This is a genomic window from Aggregatibacter aphrophilus ATCC 33389 (assembly GCF_900636915.1).
GTDB lineage: Bacteria > Pseudomonadota > Gammaproteobacteria > Enterobacterales > Pasteurellaceae > Aggregatibacter > Aggregatibacter aphrophilus.
In genome coordinates, this window is record NZ_LR134327.1 from 1,593,888 (window position 1) to 1,619,112 (window position 25,225).

The 25,225-nt window shown below is 39.7% G+C and carries 16 protein-coding genes; 11 read left to right on the plus strand and 5 right to left on the minus strand.

What is annotated here, in order from left to right:
- Nucleotide 1: 1 nt before the first annotated feature.
- The 10 genes from EL144_RS07785 to EL144_RS07830 all read left to right on the plus strand — a co-directional run bounded on the left by EL144_RS07785 (nucleotide 2) and on the right by EL144_RS07830 (nucleotide 16,290).
- Entirely contained in the window at nucleotides 2-3,463 is a 3,462-nt protein-coding gene (locus EL144_RS07785) for an acyl-[ACP]--phospholipid O-acyltransferase (protein ID WP_005703149.1), read from the plus strand.
- Nucleotides 3,464-3,483: 20 nt separating this feature from the next.
- Nucleotides 3,484-4,224, plus strand: a complete 741-nt coding sequence (gene mukE, locus EL144_RS07790; protein WP_005703150.1) for a chromosome partition protein MukE — start codon at nucleotides 3,484-3,486, stop codon at nucleotides 4,222-4,224.
- Nucleotides 4,224-8,717, plus strand: a complete 4,494-nt coding sequence (gene mukB / locus EL144_RS07795) for a chromosome partition protein MukB (RefSeq protein ID WP_005703151.1) — start codon at nucleotides 4,224-4,226, stop codon at nucleotides 8,715-8,717. The genes mukE and mukB overlap by 1 nt, the downstream gene beginning before the upstream one ends.
- Before the next feature lie 76 nt (nucleotides 8,718-8,793).
- Nucleotides 8,794-9,666: a DMT family transporter gene (locus tag EL144_RS07800; protein ID WP_005703152.1), complete on the plus strand. Its 873-nt coding sequence runs from the start codon at nucleotides 8,794-8,796 to the stop codon at nucleotides 9,664-9,666.
- A 14-nt stretch (nucleotides 9,667-9,680) separates the two neighbouring features.
- The gene (gene sbcB / locus EL144_RS07805) at nucleotides 9,681-11,105 is read left to right on the plus strand and encodes an exodeoxyribonuclease I (RefSeq protein WP_032994824.1); all 1,425 of its coding nucleotides are present in this window, start codon (nucleotides 9,681-9,683) and stop codon (nucleotides 11,103-11,105) included.
- 1,059 nt (nucleotides 11,106-12,164) lie between these two features.
- Nucleotides 12,165-12,590 carry a non-heme ferritin gene (gene ftnA / locus EL144_RS07810; protein ID WP_005703155.1) on the plus strand — a complete coding sequence of 142 codons (426 nt, stop codon included), beginning with the start codon at nucleotides 12,165-12,167 and terminating at the stop codon, nucleotides 12,588-12,590.
- A 78-nt stretch (nucleotides 12,591-12,668) separates the two neighbouring features.
- Nucleotides 12,669-13,169 carry a non-heme ferritin gene (gene ftnA / locus EL144_RS07815; protein ID WP_005703156.1) on the plus strand — a complete coding sequence of 167 codons (501 nt, stop codon included), beginning with the start codon at nucleotides 12,669-12,671 and terminating at the stop codon, nucleotides 13,167-13,169.
- Between the two features lie 330 nt (nucleotides 13,170-13,499).
- Nucleotides 13,500-14,273 (plus strand): FNR family transcription factor, encoded by a 774-nt coding sequence (locus tag EL144_RS07820; protein WP_005700465.1) that lies wholly within the window; start codon nucleotides 13,500-13,502, stop codon nucleotides 14,271-14,273.
- A 120-nt stretch (nucleotides 14,274-14,393) separates the two neighbouring features.
- Entirely contained in the window at nucleotides 14,394-15,326 is a 933-nt protein-coding gene (uspE, locus tag EL144_RS07825) for a universal stress protein UspE (protein ID WP_005703157.1), read from the plus strand.
- Nucleotides 15,327-15,453: 127 nt separating this feature from the next.
- Nucleotides 15,454-16,290 carry a DUF4198 domain-containing protein gene (locus EL144_RS07830; RefSeq protein WP_005703158.1) on the plus strand — a complete coding sequence of 279 codons (837 nt, stop codon included), beginning with the start codon at nucleotides 15,454-15,456 and terminating at the stop codon, nucleotides 16,288-16,290.
- A gap of 89 nt (nucleotides 16,291-16,379) precedes the next feature.
- Here the strand turns inward: EL144_RS07830 and topA are convergent, their stop codons facing one another.
- Entirely contained in the window at nucleotides 16,380-18,986 is a 2,607-nt protein-coding gene (topA, locus tag EL144_RS07835) for a type I DNA topoisomerase (protein WP_005703159.1), read from the minus strand.
- A 98-nt stretch (nucleotides 18,987-19,084) separates the two neighbouring features.
- On the opposite strand from topA, the gene EL144_RS07840 reads away from it, so the two are divergent.
- On the plus strand, nucleotides 19,085-19,993 hold the full coding sequence (locus EL144_RS07840; protein WP_005703160.1) for a LysR family transcriptional regulator: 909 nt from the start codon (nucleotides 19,085-19,087) through the stop codon (nucleotides 19,991-19,993).
- A 46-nt stretch (nucleotides 19,994-20,039) separates the two neighbouring features.
- Here the strand turns inward: EL144_RS07840 and EL144_RS07845 are convergent, their stop codons facing one another.
- The 4 genes from EL144_RS07845 to pepN form a co-directional block, all read right to left on the minus strand.
- On the minus strand, nucleotides 20,040-20,867 hold the full coding sequence (locus EL144_RS07845; protein ID WP_005703161.1) for a PHP domain-containing protein: 828 nt from the start codon (nucleotides 20,865-20,867) through the stop codon (nucleotides 20,040-20,042).
- Nucleotides 20,864-21,496 carry a Type 1 glutamine amidotransferase-like domain-containing protein gene (locus EL144_RS07850; protein ID WP_005703162.1) on the minus strand — a complete coding sequence of 211 codons (633 nt, stop codon included), beginning with the start codon at nucleotides 21,494-21,496 and terminating at the stop codon, nucleotides 20,864-20,866. Before EL144_RS07850 ends, EL144_RS07845 begins: the two co-directional genes overlap by 4 nt.
- A gap of 12 nt (nucleotides 21,497-21,508) precedes the next feature.
- Nucleotides 21,509-22,528 (minus strand): quinone-dependent dihydroorotate dehydrogenase, encoded by a 1,020-nt coding sequence (pyrD, locus tag EL144_RS07855; RefSeq protein WP_005703163.1) that lies wholly within the window; start codon nucleotides 22,526-22,528, stop codon nucleotides 21,509-21,511.
- Nucleotides 22,529-22,602: 74 nt separating this feature from the next.
- Nucleotides 22,603-25,212 (minus strand): aminopeptidase N, encoded by a 2,610-nt coding sequence (pepN, locus tag EL144_RS07860; RefSeq protein ID WP_005703164.1) that lies wholly within the window; start codon nucleotides 25,210-25,212, stop codon nucleotides 22,603-22,605.
- Nucleotides 25,213-25,225 lie beyond the last annotated feature (13 nt).

Sequence of the window (25,225 nt, forward strand, 5' to 3'; positions counted from 1 at the left end):
TATGAAAGAATTACTGAAAATCCGAGGGTTTTTACCTTATCTAGCCATTGCATTTCTAAATGCCAGTGTAGATTTGGCACATAAAATCACTATTCAAAATGTGCTTCTCAAAAGTTTTGATGGTGATACCTTGGTGGTATTAACCGCATTAGTCAATGCAATGATCTTATTGCCGTTTGTATTCTTATTTTCTCCTGCTGGTTTTATTAACGACAAATATTCTCATACCAAAGTCATTCGCTATGCTGCCGTTGTTGGTGTATTCATTTCTTTTGCGATTTTTCTAAGTTATTTGGCCGGCGCTTTTGAAATTGCTTTTATTTTAACGCTAATTTTGGCGGCCCAAAGTGCGGTCTATTCTCCGGCTAAATATGGGATTATCAAATCTATTGTCGGTACGGAGCATTTGGGGGCGGCGAACGGGATTATTCAAGCCTTAACCATTTTAGCGATTTTATTTAGTTCCTTTGCTTTTTCTTATATTTTTGAAGTTATTTATGTAGCAAGTGATAATCCATCAGACATTCTTTCCAGTATTTATTTCATTGGTTTTCTTATAGTTATTTTTAGCGCTTTGGAAGCTATTTTCTCCTTTAAGCTCCCATTCTTCTCAGCGGCAGAAAGTGAAGAAAAAACACAATTTAGTGCTAAAAAATATTTCTCGTTAAGCTATTTAAAAGAAAACGTCAAACTAGTGCGTTCAGATAAAAATATTTGGTTGAGCATTATCGGGCTAAGTATTTTCTGGGGTGTTTCTCAAGTTATTGTGGCTGCATTCCCTGCACATTATAAAATGTTGTTTAATGACGACAACGCATTAGTCATTCAAATGATTTTAGCCATCAGCGGCATTGGGTTGATTTTTGGTTCATACATTGCCGGTGCCATGTCGAAATACCATATTGAATTGGGTATTGTTCCCCTTGGGGCATTAGGCCTGTTCTTATCTTTATTTTTCTTAGCATCTTCCGGTAGCGTTGCCATTATTAGTTTCTGTTCGTTCTGTTTCGGTTTATTCGGCGGTTTGTTGATTGTGCCATTGAATGCCACTATTCAATTCTTCGCACCGGAAGCTAGCATGGGTAAAATCCTTGCCGGTAATAACTTCGTGCAAAACATTGCGATGATTGGTTTCTTGTTGCTCAGCATCGCTTTTGTGTATGCGGATATTTCAACTACCGGTTTATTCATATTTGTTGCTGTAGTCTGTTTTATTGGCTCTTTATATGCCATTTTACAAGTGCCGCATCTATTCACCCGTTTATTTTTATTAGTCTTTTTAAAAACCGGTTATCGCTTCCATGTTGAAGGCTTGAAAAACTTACCGCAAAGCGGAGGCGTGTTATTGTTAGGTAACCATATCAGTTGGATTGATTGGTTAGTTTTACAAGCTGCCAGCCCACGTGCCATTAAGTTTGTGATGTATCGTGGTATTTATAACAAATGGTATCTCACTTGGATTTTCAAGTTCTTTAAGGTGATTCCGATTGGCGCGGGCTCCAGCAAGGAAAGTATCGAAACCATTCGCCAATATTTAGAAAACGGCGAAGTGGTGGCCTTATTTCCTGAAGGGCATATTAGCTATAACGGCCAAATTAACGAATTTCAACGTGGTTATGAGCTTAGCATTAAAGAATGGCAAGATGTATGTGTAGTGCCGTTCTATTTGCGGGGATTATGGGGTTCGAGTTTCTCTCGTGCTGATGCTCATTATAAGGAACTCACTAAACAGCGTGGCAAACGCGATATTATCGTTGCTTTCGGTAAACCAATTCGTGAGTTTATCGATCACGTTGCCATGAAACAGAAAGTGGTGGAGTTATCTTTTTCCTCTTGGGAAAACTTTATTGCGCGCCAACAACCATTAACTCACCATTGGTTGGATATGGCGAAAGGTAATTCGTTGCGTGAATGCGTTGCCGATAGCATGGGGACCGAACTTACCAATGCTAAATTTATCAGCGCAGTGTTGGTTTTCAGTAAGCTATTTAAACAAACCCTGACTAATGAAAAAAATGTCGGCGTATTGTTGCCAAGTTCTGCCATGGGTGCCATTGTGAATATGGCGTTATTCGTGAACGGTAAGGTACCGGTAAATCTAAATTACACCCTGAGCGAACAAAGCATGGCATTGGCACTGAAAAAAGCCAATATTCAACAAGTGATCACTTCTGAAAAATTTCTCACTAAATTAAGCGGTAAAGGCTTTGATTATCAGGCATTGTTAGCGGATAAAGCGGTGATGATGGAAGAATTAGGCAAAGCCGTTAGCAAAACACAAAAAACGTTGGCATTTTTGACCGCACTTTTCATGCCCGCAAGCTGGATTAAGTTGCTTAATTTTGCTGATGTAAGCCTGGATGACACGGCTACTATTTTATTTAGTAGCGGCAGTGAAGGGGAACCGAAAGGCATTGAATTAACCCATAAAAACCTACTGACCAATATCCGCCAAATCAGTGACTTATTAAACTTCAGAAAAGATGATGTGATTTTAAACTCATTACCGATTTTCCATTCTTTCGGCTTAACCGTGACAACGTTACTTCCTTTATGTGAGGGTGTAAAAATGGTCAGCGTGCCGGATCCGACGGATGGTGCAACAGTTGGGAAAATGGCGGCACGGCATAACGCGAGCATTTTATTCGGTACTTCAACATTCTTCCGTCTTTATATTAAGAATAAAAAACTGCATCCGCTGATGTTCCAGAATATTCGCATGGTAGTTGCCGGTGCAGAAAAACTGAAAACCGATGTGAAAGAAGCATTTCGTTTGAAGTTCGGTTTAGAGATTTATGAAGGTTACGGTACGACGGAAACCGCTCCGGTTGCTGCCGTGAATATGCCGAATATTTTAGAAAAAGAAACCTTAAAAGAACTCACCTTCAATAAGCAGGGCTCCGTCGGTTTACCATTGCCGGGCACCATCATTAAAATTGTTGATCCGGAAAGTTTGCAGGAATTGGCAACAGGCGAAGACGGTTTAATTTTAATCGGCGGCGGGCAAGTGATGAAAGGATACTTAAACGATGCGGAGAAAACTGCTGATGTCATTGCCGAAATCGACGGTGTGCGTTATTACAAAACCGGTGATAAAGGACATATTGATGAAAACGGTTTTATTACCATTGTTGACCGTTATTCCCGCTTTGCTAAAGTGGGGGGCGAAATGATCAGTTTAGGTAGTGTGGAAGAGCAAATCGCACAAGTATTAAATGACGATGTACAGTTCACTGCAGCCAATGTACCCGATGAGAAAAAAGGCGAAGCCGTTGTGCTTTTAGTGAAAACCGAATTAGATATTAATGAGGTCATCAACATCTTAAAAAATTCAGCCATACCGCCGTTAATGCAACCGTCTTTTGTCTTTAAAGTAGATGAAATCCCAACGTTGGCAAGCGGCAAAGTGGATTTCAAAGGGGCGAAAAAGCTCGCCGTGACATTAGTAGAAAATAACGAATAAACCCAAAACAGAGAAACAACATGACAGAAAATAACCTTGAAGTAATTTCCCCAAAATTGGCAGCAGCCATTGCCAATCCGTTATTTCCGGCTGTGGACAGCCAGTTGCGTTCCGGTAAGCATATTGGTACGGAACATTTGGATAACCACGCTTTTTTACTTGATTTTCAAACGGAACTGGATTTGTTCTACCGTCGTTATAATGTGGAATTGATTCGCGCGCCGGAAGGTTTTTTCTATTTACGTCCGAAAGCGACAACGCTTATTGCCCGTTCTGTGTTAACCGAATTGGAAATGTTAGTGGGCAAGGTATTGTGTTATTTGTATTTAAGCCCGGAGCGCTTAGCGCAACAGGGAATTTTTAACACGCAGGAAGTGTATGATGAGCTACTGAATTTAGCTGATGAGGGTAAATTGCTGAAAGCAGTGAATCAACGTTCCAGCGGTTCTGATTTAGATAAACAAAAATTGGCTGAAAAAGTGCGTGCGGCAATCGGTCGTTTGCGTCGTTTAGGCATGATTTATACCGTAGGCGAACCGAACAGCGGCAAGTTTACCATTTCTGAATCCGTGTTCCGTTTTGGTGCCGAAGTGCGAGCCGGAGATGATCCGATTGAAGCGCAATTACGTTTAATTCGCGATGGTGAAGCGGCAACGCCACAATCTTTACAAGCAGAAAAAGCGGCATTACAAAGTGACGTGGAGAACGGCGAAAATGAGGCTGATGTTGAAGACGAATTAGTAGAAGAGGAACAAGAATAATGACTGAAGAATTATCCCTGGAAAATGAAGTAATGGATACGGTGGCTTCTGGTGTAGCGCCGGTTATCTTTAACCAAAACAGTGGGGTAGAACGCGGTAAGTTCCGTTCTTTAACGCTCATCAACTGGAACGGTTTCTTTGCCCGAACTTTTGATTTAGACGAATTGGTCACGACACTTTCCGGTGGTAACGGTGCCGGTAAATCTACGACCATGGCCGGATTTGTGACAGCGTTGATTCCGGATTTAACCTTATTGCACTTCCGTAACACCACGGAAGCCGGTGCCACAAGCGGTTCTCGTGATAAAGGTTTACACGGTAAATTGCGTCCGGGCGTGTGTTACGCGGCGTTGGATACCATCAACTCCCGTCATCAACGAATTATCGTTGGTGTCCGTCTGCAACAGGTGGCAGGGCGTGATAAAAAAGTGGATTTAAAAACCTTTTCTATTCAAGGTGTAGAATTGTCTGTCAATCCGACTGCACTTTTCATCGAGACGATTAACGAACGTCAAGCGCGCGTACTGACCTTAAATGAACTAAAAGACAAGGTTGAGCAGGGTGGCGCCCAATTTAAACAATATCATTCCATCACCGATTACCACGGCATGATGTTTGATTTGGGGATTATTCCAAAACGCTTACGTTCTTCTTCAGACCGTAGCAAATTCTATAAACTCATCGAAGCCTCTTTATACGGCGGTATTTCCAGCGCCATTACCCGTTCATTACGGGATTATTTATTGCCGGAAAATCTTGGTGTGAAAAAAGCCTTCCAAGACATGGAAAGTGCTTTACGTGAAAACCGCATGACGCTAGAAGCCATTAAAGTCACCCAAGCAGATCGCGATTTATTCAAGCATTTAATCACCGAATCTACTAATTATGTGGCGGCGGATTATATGCGTAATGCCAATGAACGTCGTGGCAATATTGAAAGCGCATTAGGTTTCCGTCAAGAATGGTATAAAGCCAAATTTGAACAGGATTTATCGCAACATCGTTTGGTTGATTTAAGCCGTGAAGCCGCCGAATTGGCAGAGAATGAAAGAATCCTGGAAGTGGATCATCAAAGTGCGCTTGATCACCTGAATTTGGTGTTAAATGCGTTACGTCATCAGGAAAAAATTTCTCGTTATCAAGAAGATGTCAACGAACTGACCGAGCGCTTGGAAGAGCAAAAAATGGTGGTTGAAACCGCTAACGAGCAACTGGAAGAAAGTCAGGCTCAATTTGAACAAACAGAACAAGAAGTTGACAACTTGCGTTCCCAATTAGCAGATTATCAGCAAGCTCTTGATGCACAACAAACCCGTGCATTGCAATATCAGCAAGCAATTCAAGCTTTAGAAAAAGCTAAGACCTTGTGTGGATTAGCCGATTTAGCTGTGAAAAATGTAGATGTGTATCACGAAGAATTTGAAGCGCAAGCGGAAGTGTTGACGGATAAAGTACTTGAATTAGAGCAAAAAATGTCTATTTCCGAGGCGGCGAAAACGCAATTTGATAAAGCCTATCAATTGGTTTGTAAAATTGCCGGAGAAGTGCCACGTTCTGCCGCGTGGGAAAGTGCAAAAGAATTGTTACGCGAATATCCGACACAAAAGCTTCAAGCGCAACAAACACCGCAATTGCGTGCTAAGTTACATGAGTTAGAGCAACGCTTAAATCAACAACAAAGTGCGGTCAGATTATTAAACGATTTTAATCAACGTGCGAATCAAAGCTTAGAAACGGCGGATGAATTAGAAGCGTTCTATGGCGATCAAGAAGCCTTAATTGAGGATTTATCTGCCGAACTTTCCGAGTTGGTTGAGCAACGTTCAACTCTGCGTCAAAAACGTGAAAATTTGACCGCACTTTATGAAGAAAATGCGCGTAAAGCGCCGGCTTGGTTAACCGCTCAAGCCGCATTGGAACGTTTGCAGGATCAAAGTGGCGAGCAATTCGAGGGCAGCCAGGATGTGATGAATTTCATGCAATTACGATTGATAAAAGAACGTGAATTGACCATGGAACGCAACCAGCTAGAACTTCAACGTCAGCAATTAGATGAGCAAATTAGCCGTTTAAGTCAGCCGGATGGTTCGGAAGATGCCCGCTTGAATGTGCTTGCAGAACGTTTTGGTGGCGTGTTGCTGTCTGAATTATACGATGATGTGCCGATCGAAGACGCGCCTTATTTCTCTGCCTTATACGGCCCGGCACGCCACGCTATTGTGGTGCGTGATTTGAATGCGGTGAAAGAGCAACTCGCTAATTTGGAAGATTGTCCGGAAGATTTGTATTTAATCGAGGGCGATCCGGCGGCGTTTGACGACAGCGTACTTTCCGCGCAAGAGCTGGAGCTTGGTGTGGTTGTTCAGGTGTCCGATCGTGAATTACGTTATTCCAAATTCCCTGAAATTCCGTTGTTCGGCCGTGCGGCTCGTGAAAAACATTTGGAAGAATTACAGGCTAAACGTGAGGAAGTGGCGGAGCAGTATGCACAGCGTGCTTTTGACGTGCAAAAATGTCAGCGTTTACATGAGCATTTTAGCCAGTTTGTTGGTCTGCATTTAGCCTTGGCATTCCAAGCGAATCCGGAACAACTGATGGCGCAGACCAATCAACAACGCAATGAAATTGAACGCGAGCTTAATCAATTGGTTATCGGCGAGCAACAAATTCGTCTTCGTTTAGATGATGCGAAAGAAAGAATGCAGTTGTTGAATAAATTAATTCCGCAATTGCCATTATTGGCTGATGATAGCTTAACTGATCGCATTGAAGAATGCCGTGAGCAATTAGATTTGGCAGAGCAGGATGAATTATTTATCCGTCAGCACGGCGTCACGTTGTCACAATTAGAACCGATTGCTAACACCTTGCAAAGCGACCCGGAAAATTACGAGCACTTAAAAGCCGATTATGAACAAGCCATTCAGCTACAAAAACAAGTACAACAAAAAGTCTTTGCCTTGGCGGATGTGGTGCAACGCAAAGCGCATTTCAATTATGCGGAAAGCGTACAAACGGAAACCTCTGAATTAAACGAACAATTACGCGCGCGTTTAGAACAAATGCAGCAACAACGTGAAATTCAGCGCGAACAATTACGTCAGGTTCAAGCGCAATATGCTCAGTACAATCAAGTGTTGATTCAATTGCAAAGTTCTTTCAACAGTAAAAATCAAATGTTGCAGGAATTGATGCAAGAAATTGGTGAATTGGGTGTGCGTGCTGATGAAGGCGCGGAAGAACGTGCCAAAATTCGTCGTGACGAGTTATATCAACAACTTTCTACTAATCGCCAACGCCGTTCTTATATTGAAAAACAACTCACCCTTATCGAAAGTGAAGCGGAAAATCTGACTCGTCGTATTCGTAAAGCAGAACGTGATTATAAAACCCAGCGTGAGTTGGTGACGGCGGCAAAAATGAGTTGGTGTGTGGTGCTTCGTTTATCCCGTAATTCTGATGTAGAAAAACGTTTAAATCGTCGTGAATTAGCCTATTTATCCGCAGATGAATTACGTTCCATGTCAGATAAAGCGCTAGGTGCGTTGCGTACAGCGGTTGCTGACAACGAATATCTGCGTGATGCTTTGCGTTTATCAGAAGATAGCCGTAAACCGGAAAATAAAGTGCGGTTCTTTATCGCCGTATATCAACATCTGCGTGAACGTATTCGTCAGGATATTCTGAAAACTGATGACCCGATTGATGCAATTGAACAAATGGAAATCGAGCTTTCCCGCTTAACGGAAGAATTGACCGGCCGTGAACAAAAATTGGCGATCAGTTCTGAAAGTGTGGCGAATATCATGCGTAAAACCATTCAACGTGAACAAAATCGCATTCGTATGCTGAATCAAGGCCTGCAAAATATCGCCTTTGGTCAGGTGAAATCGGTACGTTTGGTGGTAAATATTCGTGATACGCATGCTATGTTGTTAGATGCGTTATCCGGCAATCAGTCGGATTATCAAGATCTGTTCAGTGACAACCGCATGACTTTCTCTGAGGCCATTGCGAAACTATATCAACGTCTCAACCCGCATATCGATGTAGGGCAACGTACTGCGCAAACCATCGGTGAGGAATTATTGGATTACCGTAATTACCTTGACTTAGAAGTGGAAGTGTATCGTGGCGCAGATGGTTGGTTACGCGCAGAAAGCGGCGCATTATCCACCGGGGAGGCTATTGGTACCGGTATGTCCATCCTCTTAATGGTGGTACAAAGCTGGGAAGAAGAAAGCCGTCGTATTCGCGGCAAAGACATCGTGCCGTGCCGTTTATTATTCCTAGATGAAGCGGCTCGTCTTGATGCGAAATCCATTTCTACTTTATTTGAGCTATGCGAACGCCTGGATATGCAACTATTGATTGCTGCACCGGAAAACATCAGCCCGGAAAAAGGCACCACCTATAAACTGGTGCGTAAAATCTCCGGTAATCACGAACACGTCCATGTGGTCGGATTACGCGGATTCGGCGCAACAGAGTAGTTTAATAAATAAAAAAGTGCGGTTAAAAAATGAAGTGTTTTTTGACCGCACTTTATTTCGTTAAAAGGAAAATAAAATGCACAATCTCATTATCGCCGTTCTCTGTAGCGTTGCGGTGTCTGTATTATTAAAAGTGGCTCGTAAACGCAATATCGTTATTCAGCAAGCCATTGCCTTTAACTATATTGTTGCGTTGTCACTTAGCTGGTTTTTATTGAAACCGGATTTCAAAGGGCTTGAATTTACTGACTTTATCGCACAAAGCGAAAATACGCCGATTTTCTTAGCATTAGGTATTCTATTGCCAAGCGTGTTTATTATTATGTCCAAAGCCGTAGAATTCGCCGGTATTGTACGTTCTGATGCGGCACAACGCTTATCCTTATTTTTACCTATTCTCGCTGCGTTTTTGATTTTCCACGAAACCCTAAGCCAATCAAAAGTCGTTGGTATTGTGTTGGCATTTGCCGGGTTGTTTTGCCTTTTAAGCAAACCGAATCAACAAAGTGCGGTCGATTTTCGAGGTGTTTTGGGCTTAGTCGGTGTGTGGTTTGGCTATGGCATCATCGATATTTTGTTTAAACAAGTAGCGAAAAGCGGGGGAGCATTCCCAACGACGCTATTCATTGCGTTTTCCTTGGCCGCCTGCATTATGTTTATTTACTTGTTATTCAAACGAACTCAATGGAATGTCGCCAGTTTTGTGGGCGGCATTATTTTAGGTGTGCTGAATTTCTTCAATATTCTATTTTATATTAAAGCTCACCAGAGTTTTGGCTCGAATCCAACATTAGTTTTTGCCGGCATGAACATTGGGGTGATTTGTTTAGGTACAATTACCGGCGCATTAATTTTTAAAGAAAAAATCAGTAAAGTTAACTGGTTAGGCATTGTATTCAGCTTGTGTGCAATTTTCTGTTTGTATTATCTAGATAAAATCTTGGCTTAAATTTGAGAAAAATGATGGCAAAAAACGATTTCAGCTTTTTCATTTATGACTATGAAAGTTTTGGTGTCAATCCGGCAACCGATCGCCCTGCACAATTTGGTGGTATTCGTACAGATGCCAATTTTAATATTATCGGCGAGCCCGTTGTGTTGTATTGCAAGCAAACCAACGATTATTTACCCGCTCCGGAAGCAGTGTTAGTGACAGGCATTACACCACAGGAGTGTAATGAAAAAGGCCTACCGGAACCGGATTTTGCCGCTCGAATTTTACAGGAATTCAGCCAACCAAATACCTGTGTTATGGGCTTTAATAATATTCGTTATGACGATGAAATGACACGCTATACCTTTTATCGTAATTTTATTGACCCTTATGAATACAGCTGGAAAAACGGTAATTCCCGTTGGGATTTGTTGGATTTAGTGCGTGCGTGTTATGCCTTGCGCCCCGATGGCATTGAGTGGCCTTTAGATGATGAAGGCATGCCGAGTTTTCGTTTAGAAAAACTGACAGAAGCGAATGGAATAGAACATACCAATGCTCATGATGCGATGTCTGATGTGTATGCCACCATTGAAATGGCAAAATTAATTAAGCAAAAACAGCCGAAGTTATTTCAATATTTCTTTGAAAATCGTGGAAAAAAAGAGATTGAAAAGCTCATTAATACCGCAGAAATGACACCGTTAGTACATGTATCGGGAATGTTAGGAAATTACCGTGGAAATACGACATTAATTGCCCCTTTAGCTTGGCACCCAACAAATAAAAATGCGGTGATAGTGTGTGATTTAACGGCCAATATTGATGACCTACTGACAAAATCGGCAGAGGAGTTACGTGAAAAGCTTTATACGAAAAAAGAAACGTTATTAGAGGCCAGAGTGCTTCCTGTTCCGTTAAAGCTCATTCATATCAATAAATGTCCTATTGTAGCGCCGGAAAAAACCTTATTGTCTCAAAATGCTGAACGTTTAGGGATTGATCGAGAGTTGTGTGCACAAAATCAACAGCGTTTGTTGGCATCTAAGGATATTCGTCAAAAAGTCATGGATATTTTTCAGCAAGATCGCGAGTTTGAACCATCTGATAATGTTGAAACTGAACTTTATAATGGCTTTTTTAGTGATGCAGATAAAAACAATATAGCGATTTTACGCACTTTGGAGCCCGAAAAGCTCGCTGAACATAATCTGAGTTTTCAAGACCCAAGAATCCCTCAATTGTTGTTTCATTATCGAGCGAGACATTTTTATCGCACATTGAACCGAGCTGAACAAATTAAATGGCAGAAATATCGCCAGAAAAAATTAGAGGCTGAAGTTTTGCGATTTGAGCAAAGCCTTCAAGAGTTAGCTACACAAAATGAGCACAATGAAGAAAAACTGACTTTATTACGAAAAGTTTATGAATATGGCAATAAGATAATTGGTTAGAAAGTGCGGTCAAATTTTTTAATGTTTTTTCAATAGAATAAAAGAGACAACGTCACTAAATATTAAATAATGAAAACACGCTGGATAAAAATTCAGCGTGTTTTTTATTATTATGTATTTTAAAAATTCAGCATAAATGAGTCTGATAATTACCTCAGATTTCACGTAGCGCGATCTATTTCATATGGTTTATCTATGAAACAGAGTAATTTTTATAGTAAAAACATGATATTAAAATGGATAGATATAAGTTGTGATTTAGGCTCATTTAAATACCTTTATCGACTTCATTTCTTATTGAAGAATTATTTACATTTCAAATTTAAAGTCTATAACTTCATTTATTAATTTGTTACATACCTTGTTGGTGTGAGTTTTTGTCTAGTTTTACTAGTAAGAGTGACTTGTGAATAAGTCTGTGTTTTCATTAAATCGTAGTGTTTGTTTACTTTGTCACTAACTTCGCATAATGTATATTATGTTAAATAAATGAGATAGAGAAGTAACTTTCAAAGAATGATATACGACTCTTTTAATCATTACCTTGTAACTATTGTAAAGTTAAGATTTTAGTGATTTAAGCTTTGATGAAAGAAATTCAGGATTGGGAAAATAATGGATATCTATCTCCTTTGATAAATTACTTTGGAACGTTGCTTATACCATGTATATATCTTTATTCAGTGATAACGCTGTATATAAATCTGAGATGATTTTTTAGACTATAGTTAATTTATATAAGAGACACTCAGAACGTTACCTATGTTTATCCACCAATTTGTAATAAATATTGGTAACTACTTTTCTCTACTCTCCTTTACCTACTTTATGTGTGTAATGAGAGGTTTTAACAATCTATTTACAATTGAGAATTTATTTCAATAATCTTATATAAATGAGAATTGTTGTTATTGTGAAATTTATTTAAAATTAATAGGTTATACCATAATCCATTAAACTTTAGATTGACTATTCTCAATTGAGTGAATAAAATGCGCACAGCAAATTAAGTTGTATTGTGAATCTTATTAACAAAATCATTAAGGAAAGGAGTTGGTTATGCTTAGTAAAGCAATTACAGCAAAATTAAATGAACAGATTAACCTTGAGTTTTACTCGTCAAATGTTTATTTACAAATGAGTGCATGGTGTGACAATCATGGTTATGAAGGCGCAGCAGCATTTTTACTTCGTCACGCAGATGAAGAATTGGAACATATGCAAAAGTTATTCACTTATGTAAGTGAAACCAGTGGTATGCCACTATTGGGTAAAATTGAAGCGCCTAAACACGATTACACCTCATTAAAAGAAGTTTTTGAAACAACACTGGCACACGAAAAACTAGTGACTTCCAAAATTAATGAGCTAGTTGAATGTACTTTTGCAGAAAAAGACTACTCCAGTTTCAACTTCTTGCAATGGTATGTAGCAGAACAACATGAAGAAGAAAAATTGTTTAACAGTATTGTTGATAAATTCTAACTTCTTGGTGAAAGTGGCACTGCCCTTTATTATATTGATCGTGAATTAAAAACTTTATAAGAATTTGGGAGAAATAAGATGTTATCAAATAGCGTGATTAAACTATTAAATGATCAAATGAATTTGGAATTTTATTCTTCAAATTTATACTTACAAATGAGTGCATGGTGTGAACAAGAGGGTTTTGAAGGTGCAGCTAAATTTTTATCTGCCCATGCTGCTGAAGAAATGCAACACATGCGTAAACTATTCACTTATTTAAATGAAACAGGTGCATTGGCAGTGATTAGCCAAATTGACGAACCTCCACATCAATTTACTTCATTAAAACAAGTGCTTGAATTGACTTACCAACATGAAAAATTAATTACTAGTAAGATTAACGAGTTAGTGGGTAAAACTTTTGAAGAAAAGGACTACTCTGCATTTAACTTCTTACAATGGTATGTAGCGGAACAACATGAAGAAGAAAAATTGTTCAGTAGTATTCTTGATAAATTAAATCTACTTGGTGAAGACGGTAAAGGTTTATTCCTTGTAGATAAAGATTTAGCTGCATTAGCGACAGCAAGTAACTAATCTGATAAACCTAAAAAAGGCTAAGTTTTACAACTTAGCCTTTCTTTTTATATTCGATTTATTCACCGAGTCGAAAGTGCGGTTGATTTTTGAGGTATTTCTTGGGAAGTGGTTTCTGGTTGATAGTAGATAGTACGGTAAGAAAATGCAATAAGTAATATTATCAACATGATAAGAATTTGAATTAAGCGTTTTTTTGTAAGTTTTTCGGCTGCCATATTTTTTCTCGTACTGCGTTTTATACTTCTTAAATTTACCATTTAGTGATATTATTGAGGTAGATCAATTTTACACGATTTTTGATATTTTTTCTTTGAATTTGGGGAACAGATGAAAATTCTAACGACAGAGACAAAATTAGGACGTCGAGTTCAATCCGGTGGATGTGCTATTCATTGTCAAAACTGCAGTATTAGTCAGTTGTGTATTCCTTTTACACTTAATGAGCACGAATTGGATCAGTTAGACAATATTATTGAGCGCAAAAAGCCAATTCAAAAATCTCAAGTTCTTTTCAAAGCAGGAGATGAGTTAAGCTCACTCTATGCAATTCGTTCAGGCACGATTAAATCTTACACGATCAGTGAAACCGGAGAAGAACAAATTACCTCGTTTCACTTGCCCGGTGATTTGGTTGGTTTTGATGCCATTATGAATATGCAACATCCGAGTTTTGCTCAAGCCTTGGAAACAGCTATGGTGTGTGAAATTCCATTTGATATTTTAGATGATTTGTCCGGTAAAATGCCGAAATTACGCCAACAAATTATGCGTTTGATGAGTAGTGAAATTAAAAGTGATCAGGAGATGATTTTGTTACTGTCTAAAATGAATGCAGAAGAACGCTTGGCTGCTTTTATTTATAATCTCTCTCAACGCTATTCTGCTCGTGGTTTTTCTGCACGTGAATTTCGTTTAACCATGACCCGTGGCGATATTGGTAACTATCTTGGTTTAACGGTTGAAACCATCAGCCGTTTGTTGGGGCGTTTCCAAAAGTTAGGTATTTTATCGGTTCAAGGTAAATACATTACGATTAATAATATGGCTGAATTAATCGAATTATCCGGCATGAATAAAACTAAAATCAAAATGGTTATCTAATTCCTTTCCTATGACTAGTGCAGCAAAAATGTTGACTTGATCGCCTTTTTTAAAAACTGTGCCTTGTTATTTCATCAAATATGTTCTACCCTATTTGAGTTGCAATAATGGAGGTTATGTATGAAATTCAATAATATACTGGTTGTTTTAAATCCAGAAAATGATAAACAATATGCTCTAGCCAGAGCTGTTCGATTAGCGAAAGAGCAAAAAAATTCAAATCCCGTCAAAATTACCCTATTCCTCGCTATTTATGACTTATCTTATGAAATGTCAGCATTGCTTTCCCCAGAAGAACGTGCGGAAATGCACCGTAATGTAATTGAACAGCGCAAGTTAGCCATCCAGCCTTATATTGAAAAATACGCCTCTGATGGCATTAATTTCTCATCTACTGTAGTTTGGCACAGCAATGAAGCAGAAGCCATTACTACCGAAGTAGAAACCCATAATTACGATTTAGTGGTTAAGTACACTAATGCGGAAGAAAGTTTGAAATCCTTAATTGTTACCCCTGTGGATTGGCAAATTTTACGCAAATGCCCTACTCCAATTTTGGTGGTTAAAGATGGCGATTGGAAACATCAACGTCGTATTTTAGTTGCCGTGAATGTTTCCGATGATGAAAATGAGGCCCACAGCACATTTAATGACGAATTGGTTTCATTAAGTATGGATTTAGCCGATTCTTTAGATCGTGGCAATATTCATCTTGTCACAGCTTATCCACCAACACCGATTAATATGGCCATTGACTTACCGGAATTTAGTTCCGGCGAATATAGTAGCGGATTACGTGGACAGTATTTGTTGAATATGAAAGCGTTACGTCAAAAATATGGTATTGATGGTGATCATACACACGTTTTGGAAGGCTTCCCGGAAGATGTCATTCCTCAAGTGGCTGAAAAATTAGAAGCGGAATTGGTTATTCTTGGTACTATAGGTCGAACAGGTCTGTCAGCCGCCTTTTTAGGCAACACGGCAGAACATGTGATTAGCAAATTAAACTGCAATCTATTAGCGATTAAACCGTCGAAAAAAGACGATTAAGATAAATTTGCGGAGTAGTTAATATTTTTTATTGACTACTCCTTTTTTTTGCATTACTTTTTTTATCCTGCGAAATTACTTTTTACTTTAATTTTTAATTAATTATCCCCAAAGAAGGAAATAAAGGATGAAAAAATCATTGCTTATTACATTATTAGGATTAGCCGGTTTAGCACAAGCACATGAAGTTTGGGTTGTTGCTCCGGCACATATTGAGGCGAAAGACGTACTTAAAGCCGAGTTAGCATATGGCCATCATTTCCCTTATGCAGAGAAAATTGCGGATGATCGGTTACATTTTTTTGCTCCGCTTGAAGTAACTGATAAAAATGTTATGGTAACCGCACTGAAACAACAAGGTGAAAATTATCAATACACCGCAGAAAAACCTCTGGCAGAAGGTTCATATTGGGTAAGTGCCACTTATAAACCGACTTTTTGGTCACAAAATACAAAAGGTTGGAAACAAGAAAATATGCAAAAAATGACTGATGCGACTTATTGCGAACAAACTCAAATGTTCGGCAAAAGCTTAGTTACAGTAGGTGACAAAGTTGACCCAACTGTGTTTAAAGAAAAACTAGGGCAAGAATTAGAAATTGTGCCATTAAAAAACCCAGTTGAATTGAAGGAAGGTGAAATTTTCCCATTGCAAATTTTCTATAAAGGTAAACCGTTAGCCGGTGAAACCGTCATTGCGACAGCAGATACCGTCGTTGTTAAAGATATTGAATCTGCTGAAGAACATCGTGAAGTTCAAGGATTTTCTAGTAAGACCGATAAAGACGGCAAAGTGAATTTCTTACCGTTAATTGAGGGGTTATGGAAAGTAAAAGTCGTACACAAAACTGCCTTTAGCGATCCAAAAGTGTGCCAACATTCAGCCAGCTATGCCACATTGGTTTTACCTGTGGGAGAAAAACGCGCGCAATATACGCCACATGAACATCACCACCATCATTAATGGAAAAACAAAAAACCACCAATAACGGTGGTTTTTTCATAACAAAAGTGCGGTCAAAAATTCATTTGTTTTTTTGACCGCACTTTAATTTACTTCTTACGTTCTACCCATTTGCCGTCTACAAAATCCACAATCCATTTGGTCGCTTTGCCATTTTTTTCGGAAGTCACGTATTGGCGTTTTTCCTTGCGACTAAAACGAATAATTGCTTCATTGCCTTCCGGGTCGGTTTGTGGAGCTTCGGCTAAATAGCTTAATTTTTCCGGTAAACGATCACGATATAAGGCCAATTCAGCAACTTTTGGTGCTCGGGTTTCACGAGATTTCGGGAAATTATGCGCAGACATAAACACACCACCCGCACCATCGCGCAACACAAAATATGCGTCTGACTTTTCACATCTCAATTCAGGGAAATGAATCGGCTCTTCTTTCGGTGGAGCGACTTCACCGTTTTTCAAAATCTTGCGGGTGTTGTCACATTGCGTACAAGCCATGTACTTACCGAAACGACCTAGTTTTAAATGCATATCGCCACCGCATTTATCGCACTCAACAATCGGACCGTCGTAACCTTTAATTTTGAATTTGCCTTCTTCAATTAAATACCCGTCACAATTCGGATTGTTGCCGCAAATATGTAATTTGCGATGCGGATCAATAATATAACTATCCATTGCGGTACTGCATTTAGGACAACGTTTACGCTCCATTAATGCTTTGGTTTCGGAAGCATCATCCAGCACATTTAATAATTCCGCTTCAGGAATCAAGTTAATGGTGGTTTTACAACGTTCTTTCGGAGGTAAAGAATATCCGGTACAGCCTAAAAATACGCCTGTACTGGCGGTTCTAATCGCCATATTACGACTACAAGTCGGGCAATGAATATCCGTCGGCACCAAGCTATTTGGGCGCATACCGCCTTCTAATTCATCTAATTCCGCTTTGCTTAATTGTTTAGAGAAATCTTTAAAGAATTGATTTAATTCTGTTTTCCAGTCTTTTGTGCCGGATGCAATTTGATCCAACACGTCTTCCATATTCGCGGTAAAATCATAATTCATTAAATCGGCGAAAGATTGATTTAAACGATCAGTGACAATTTCCCCCATTTTTTCTGCATAGAAACGACGATTTTCAGTACGTACATAACCGCGTTCTTGAATGGTGGAAATAATTGCCGCATAAGTAGAAGGTCGTCCGATACCACGTTTTTCAAGTTCTTTAACCAACGCGGCTTCAGAAAAACGTGCCGGCGGTTTGGTGAAATATTGTTGCGGTTCCACCGTCAATAAATTAAGCGTGGTATTTACCGCTACATCCGGAAGCGCCTGATCTTCAGGTGATTTTCCTGGTTGTGGCAGTACTTTCGTCCAACCGTCAAAGCGTAAAATACGCCCCTTCGCAGTTAAGGTGTAATCCCCTGCCCTTACTGTTAAGGTGGTGCTGTCATATTGTGCTGCCGGCATTTGACAGGCAACAAATTGACGCCAAATCAGGTCATATAAACGCTCGGCATCTTTTTCCATACCAACTAGATCATTCGAGCCAATATGAATATCTGATGGACGAATCGCTTCGTGTGCTTCTTGCGCATTTTCTTTGCTGGAATAGAAATTCGGTTTGGTCGGTAAATAAGGCGCGCCATAATGCTGTTCAATATAACTGCGCACCATACTTAACGCGTCTTGACTCAAATTGGTGGAGTCGGTACGCATATAAGTAATGTAACCCGCCTCATATAAACGCTGCGCCAACATCATGGTTTTCTTCACACCAAAGCCCAAGCGGGTGCTGGCGGTTTGTTGTAAAGTTGAAGTGATAAATGGCGCACGAGCTTTAGAACTGGTTGGTTTGATTTCCAAATCGGAAATTATGTAATCAGATTTAGTTAAAAAATCCACCGCACTTTGTGCTTGTTCGGCGTTTTTCGGCTCAAATTTTTTACCTTTAAATTGTACAACATCCAAACGAATTTGTTCATGTTTCGCCGTGTCGGTTAAGACTGAGACTTCCCAGTATTCTTGTGGCACAAAGGCTTTAATTTCCCGTTCACGCTCCACAATCAATTTCACCGCAACAGACTGGACGCGCCCTGCTGATAAGCCACGCGCTACTTTTTTCCAAAGCAATGGCGACACCATAAACCCTACCACACGATCTAAAAAACGACGGGTTTGTTGGGCGTTAACGCGATCCATATTCAAGGATTCGGGATGTTCAAAGGCTTGTTTAATGGCGTTTTTAGTGATTTCATTAAATACCACGCGGCTAAAGCGTTCGTTGTCACCGCCAATCACTTCACGCAAATGCCATGCGATAGCTTCTCCTTCTCTATCCAAGTCAGTTGCGAGATAAATATGATCAGCTTTTTTAGCAAGGGATTTTAATTCGGCAACAACTTTTTCTTTGCCAGGTAAGATTTGATAATTGGCTTTCCAGCCATGATAAGGGTCAATGCCCATACGTTTGACTAAGGCGTCTTGCTCTTTCTTTTGTTTAAGCGCCTGTTTTTCTTCTAAGCTTAATCCTTTCGTTGAGATTGGCTTAGCTTTTTCACCGCTCGCGGAACCAATCGTAGGCAAGTCACGAATATGTCCGACGCTGGATTTCACCACATAATTGCTTCCTAAATATTTATTAATGGTTTTCGCTTTTGCCGGCGACTCCACAATAACTAAGGATTTACTCATTATTATTACCTAATTCTATTTAATTTGTGTAAAATTGCCCGCTATATTGCTAACTATCTTTAATCAGGTCAACTACTTTTTTCCAAAAGGCTCAATAAATGGACAAACTCAATGCAATTTCAATTTTTTGTAAAGTGATCGAAACACAAAGCTTTACTCAAGCGGCTGCGTTACAAAATATCTCTGTTGCTATGGCAAGTAAGCTGGTATCACAACTTGAAGAACACCTAAAAACTAGATTATTACATCGTACTACTCGTAAAATCGTTCCTACAGAGGCCGGTAGTATCTATTACCAACGTTGCCAACCTGTTTTATTCGAATTAGAAGACGCTGATTCCAGTATCAGCAACCTTTCTACATCCTTACAAGGTCATTTAACGGTGTCCGTGCCACGGGATTTTGGTTTACGTTTTATTACTCCAAATCTTGCCGCTTTTATTAAAGCCTACCCGAATTTACACATAGATATTGAGTTTAATGACCGCATTATCGATCTAGTAAGTGAAGGATTTGATTTAGCCTTGCGTATTGGTTATTTACAAGATAGCTCTCTGGTTGCTAGAAAAGTGGCAACCTCTTCTATGCACTTTGTGGCATCTCCCGAGTATCTTGCTAAGCATGGCACTCCGCAAACACCGGAAGATTTAGAACACCATGATTGTTTATTGTATAAATCCACCGGCAACCAAATTTATTGGGAGTCTGATAAGCATAATAAAACTCAACGAGTTAAAATGCGCTCCAAATTGATGTGTAACAATGGATTAACGTTAGCTACCTTATGTACGGAAGGCTTAGGTATTATCAATTCCCCCCGCTTTTTTATAGAAGAAGAACTAGCGTCAGGCAAATTGGTTGAAGTTCTTGCAGATTATCGTCAGCAAAGTTTAGATCTCCATGTGATTTACCCGAACCGTCGCCATCTCGCGGCCAAAGTCACAGCATTTATTGATTTTATTCATCAATTGAATTTATGTCAGACGCCGCCTTCAAGTGCAGTCTAAAAAAATAACATTTTTAAATAACCTTGTTTAACTTTATTAGACAAGGTTATTTTTTTAGATCTAACACAAACGGGATATGGGGTGGTAATGGTGCTAATTTACCCAATTCCAACCAAGTAGATGGAAAATGAAAGTCTGACCCTACGGAGCCGGCCAATTGATTGTCTTCAGCAATTTTCACTAATAATTGGAACTGATCTCTGCTTTGTCCACAACTTGAAATTTCCATGGCATCACCACCCCACGCTTTAAAACTCTCTGTTAACTTACGTACCCACTTAGTAGTCATGGTATAACGCAAGGGATGAGCCAACACGGCAATGCCGCCTGCCGCATGAATAATCTCGATAGCATTTGGAATATCAATCCACTGCGGTTTGACGTATGCAGATTTGCCTTGTCCCAAATAACGCTTAAAGGCTTGATTATCACTAGATACTTTACCAATTTGAACCAAATGGCGGGCATAATGGGCACGTGTCACTTCGCCATCACCGGCTAATTGTTTAGCTTCCAAATAGGCATTTACCACACCAGCCTTCGCTAATTTAGCCCCTATTTCCTGCGCACGAATATCCCGCAAACGCGCTTGTTCTGCCAAAAGTGCGGTCATTTTTTCATGTGAAATATCAAAACCCAATCCCACAATATGAATGGAACGATTTTCCCAAAGGGTAGATAACTCCACACCATTAATAAGCTGAATGCCTAACAAATCAGCTTGTTTACGCGCTTCAGACACACCTGCTACCGTATCATGATCCGTTAACGCCAACACATTTACGCCTTTTTCATAAGCGCGTAGCACTACCTCCGTTGGTGATAACACACCGTCAGAAGCCGTGCTGTGGCAATGTAAATCGTATTTTGTCATGTGTTAACCTGCGATTCTGTTCTAATTTCATGATTATTTTCTTTAACAATAACCGCTTGATGATTATTGATTGGAAATAAATTGTATGTGGATTGATAAGCACGAATGGTTTCCATTGCACTTTCTTCAAAAGGAAATTCACCATAATGTGGCACAATGGCAAAATTAACGAGATTGAATGAAGAATAATCAGTCAATTCTGAAGCAACCATCTTATCATCCATAATTTGACTGTATTTAATATCACCAGCAGTAATCATTGCTCCTGCAGATTCACCGATATACACCATTCCTTCTGAAATTCGTAAGTTAATTAGCTCAAGTAAATTCTTTTTCTTTAACTCTTGTAACAGATAAAACGTATTACCACCTGAAATATAGAGACATGGCGTTTGTTTTATTTTTTCCTTGACAACCACTTCAGACGTATTGGCAATATCTAAAATATCTACGGAGAATCCTAATGTCTGAAATAAATATTTCGCTTCATCAATATAGTCTACATAATGCTCTACATTGCCGGCAGTTGGGATAAATAATACCTGCTTGGCTAATGTTTGTTCTTGTATAAAATTTCTAAACAGATTTTCCACACCTGCAAAATAAGAAGTTAAAAATAAGGTTTTCATCTAGTTACTCTCTTATTTAATTCCTTGAACCAATTCTTTAACTAATCTCGGCCCATGATAAATTAAGCCCGAATACACTTGTAAAAGCTCTGCGCCGGCTTGGATTTTTTCTTGTGCATTTTGTATGCCGTCAATACCGCCGCTACCAATGATTGGGATTTGTCCTTTTAGTTCTAGGTATAATCGTTTAATGATTTCCGTACTTTTATGTTGTAACGGTTTTCCGCTTAATCCGCCCTGCTGTTCGGCATTTTTTAAATGTGTGACGTTGTCGCGAGAAATCGTTGTATTAGTGGCAATGACACCATCCATTTTGTGACGAACTAAAGTATCGGCAATTTGCACCAACTCAGCTTCCGTTAAATCCGGTGCGATTTTCACTGCAATCGGCACATACTTATTATATTGTTCGGCCAATACGGCTTGACGGGCTTTGATGCTTTGCAATAAATCGTCAAAATAATCGCCGTATTGTAATTGGCGTAAGTCAGGCGTATTTGGCGAAGAGATATTGACGGTAATATAGTCTGCATAGTTATAGGCTTTATTAAGACAGAAAAGATAATCATCCTTACCTTTTTCTAATGGGGTGACTTTATTTTTACCGATATTAATTCCAATCACGCCGTCATAGCGGGCATTTTTGACATTTTCAATGAGATGATCAATGCCATAATTATTAAAACCGTTGCGATTAATGATGCCTTCAGCTTCAACCAAACGGAACTGGCGTGGTTTGGCGTTGCCATCTTGTGCTAGTGGTGTCACTGTTCCTACTTCAATAAAGCCAAATCCCATAGCGCCGAAACCGTCGATAGCCTCTCCGTTTTTGTCTGCGCCGGCTGCTAACCCGATAGGATTTTTAAATTCAATGCCCATTACTGTTTTAGGTGTGCCTTGTGGGCAAGCGAATAATTGTTTTAACAATGTGCGTATCGGTGCGAATTTGGCCAGCCCAAGGGTTTTAATAGCCAAATCATGAGCGGTTTCGGGTTCAAGGGAAAAAATCCCTTTACGAATGAAAGAATACATACTCGTTTATCTCTCCGGATAGTTAACTGTAAATGAATAGAAAAAGTGCGGTTAAATTTGACCGCACTTTTTTGCTACTGTAACGCTTTCTCGATTTTCTCAAACAAATCACGAGATAAATCTTCCGTTTCACTAATGCGCTCTAACGCCCGTTTCATGAGTGTTTGACGTTGATTATCATAGCGGGCAAAACGGATTAACGGTTCAATTAAACGGGAGGCCACTTGTGGGTTGCTCTTGTTCAGTTTAATCAAAATATCCGTTAGGAAACGGTAGCCGGAACCGTCAATGGCATGGAAGGCTTTCAAGTTCTGACCGGCGAATGTTCCCACCAAAGCACGTAAGCGGTTCGGATTATTAAAGTTAAAACTTGGGTGATCCATAAGCTGAATCACGTTTTGCAATACGTTTTCTTCCGGACGGGTAGCTTGTAATGCAAACCATTTATCCATCACCAAGCCGTCATGTTGCCATTTTTGTTCAAAATCTGCCAACAAATTATCCTGGCAAGCCAATTTGGCTTGTGTCGCAGAAGTTAAGGCGGCAAGGGTATCCGTCATATTGTTAGAATAGGTGTAATGTTTATTCACCAAGTTATTGCCAATATTGGTATAAGCCAAATAGCTTAAACATACATTACGCAGCTTGCGTAAGGCAATGTCTTCCCGATTGATTTTATATTCATCCAAGCGAATGGCGTTATAGGTTTTTAACAATAATTCTTGCAAACTGTCGGCGATGGCATCTGCCATAAATTCACGCACAGCACTGATTGCATCAGGATCGATAGTTTTAAATAACTCTGCGAACTCCGTCGCTTTCGGCAATGTAAGAATTAAACTGGTGAGCTCTGTATCTTTTTGATAGTTATCTAATAATTGATATAGTGCTGCTGCGGTTTCAGCCGATAAATCCAACGGTTGTCCTTGTTGATAGTTGGTTACGTTACGGCGTAATTCAGCGGCCAGTAACATTTGTGCCGCATCCCAACGAATAAAGCCATTTTCGGCAAATTTCAACAACGTAATCAATTGGTTAGTGGTGTAATCATAATCCAATTTAACCGGTGCAGAAAAATCACATAACAATGCCGGTACAGGTTTACTATAAATATTATGGAACTCAAAAGTTTGGTCTTTTTGTGTAATATTCAACACATTGTCCACGACACCTTCTGAATCGTATAGGGTTTGTGCTACCCCTTTTTCATCATATAACGCGATTTTCAACGGAATATGTAAATTTACTTTATCCATTTGATCGGCGGTAGGCGGTGTTAATTGTGAAATGTGCAATTGATAGACATGATTTTTTTCGTCATAACGATCGCCAATGGTCAGTTCAGGCGTACCGGATTGACTATACCAACGGCGGAATTGTGCTAAATCTAAATCATTAGCACGTTCCATGGCAGAAACGAAATCTTCACAGGTGGCCGCTTTGCCATCGTTTTCCGAAATGTATAATTTCATACCTTTTTGGAAGCCTTTTTCGCCTAATAACGTATGCAACATACGAATGACTTCAGCGCCTTTTTCATACACAGTAACCGTGTAGAAATTATTCATTTCAATAACTTTTTCCGGGCGAATCGGGTGCGACATTGGGCCAGAATCTTCAGCAAATTGTACGGTACGCAAGAACTTCACATTATTAATGCGATTTACTGCGCGAGAACCCGTATCAGAAGAAAATTCCTGATCGCGGAAAACCGTTAATCCTTCTTTTAAACTTAATTGGAACCAATCACGACAAGTTACACGGTTGCCTGTCCAGTTATGGAAATATTCGTGGGCAATGACGCTTTCAATAGCCAAATAATCATCATCGGTCGCTGTTTGTGGATTCGCTAAAACATATTTATCGTTAAAAATATTCAGCCCTTTATTTTCCATCGCGCCCATGTTGAAGAAATCCACGGCGACAATCATGTAGATGTCCAGGTCGTATTCCAAATCAAAGCGCTCTTCGTCCCATTTCATGGCATTTTTCAGACTTTGCATCGCCCAGTCGGCACGATTTAAATTGCCACGATTAACATACAATTCCAATGCGACTTCACGGCCGCTTTTGGTAATAAATTTATCTTTCAGAACATCAAAGTCACCCGCCACTAAGGCAAACAAATAGCTTGGTTTTGGAAATGGATCATTCCACTCTACCCAATGACGTCCATCCTCCAAATCGCCACTATTAATGCGATTGCCGTTAGAAAGCAAAAGCGGATATTTGGCTTTATCGGCGGTAATTTTCGTGGTGTAACGCGCTAATACATCCGGGCGGTCTAACATATAGGTAATTTGACGAAAACCTTCTGCTTCGCATTGCGTACAAAAGGCTTCTCCCGATTGATACACCCCTTGCAATGACGTATTCGCGGCCGGATTTAAGATTGTCGTTACTTCCAATTCAAACTGATTTGCATCGATCTGAGCTAAATCTAACGTCAAACTTTCATGATCTTGTTGATATTGAGTAAAGGGTTTTCCGTTTAATTTAATAGCGGAAAATTGGAAATCGCGTCCATCTAAACGTAATGTCGTGCTGTTTTGGTTAAGACGTCGATATTGACTTTTGGCGACTACAATGGTCTTTTCCGGCTCTAATTGGAAATCAAGGTGAATATCGGTGACGGTGAAATCGGGGCTTTGATAATCTTTTCTGTATTTGGCTTTAGCGTACATAAAACGACCTAAT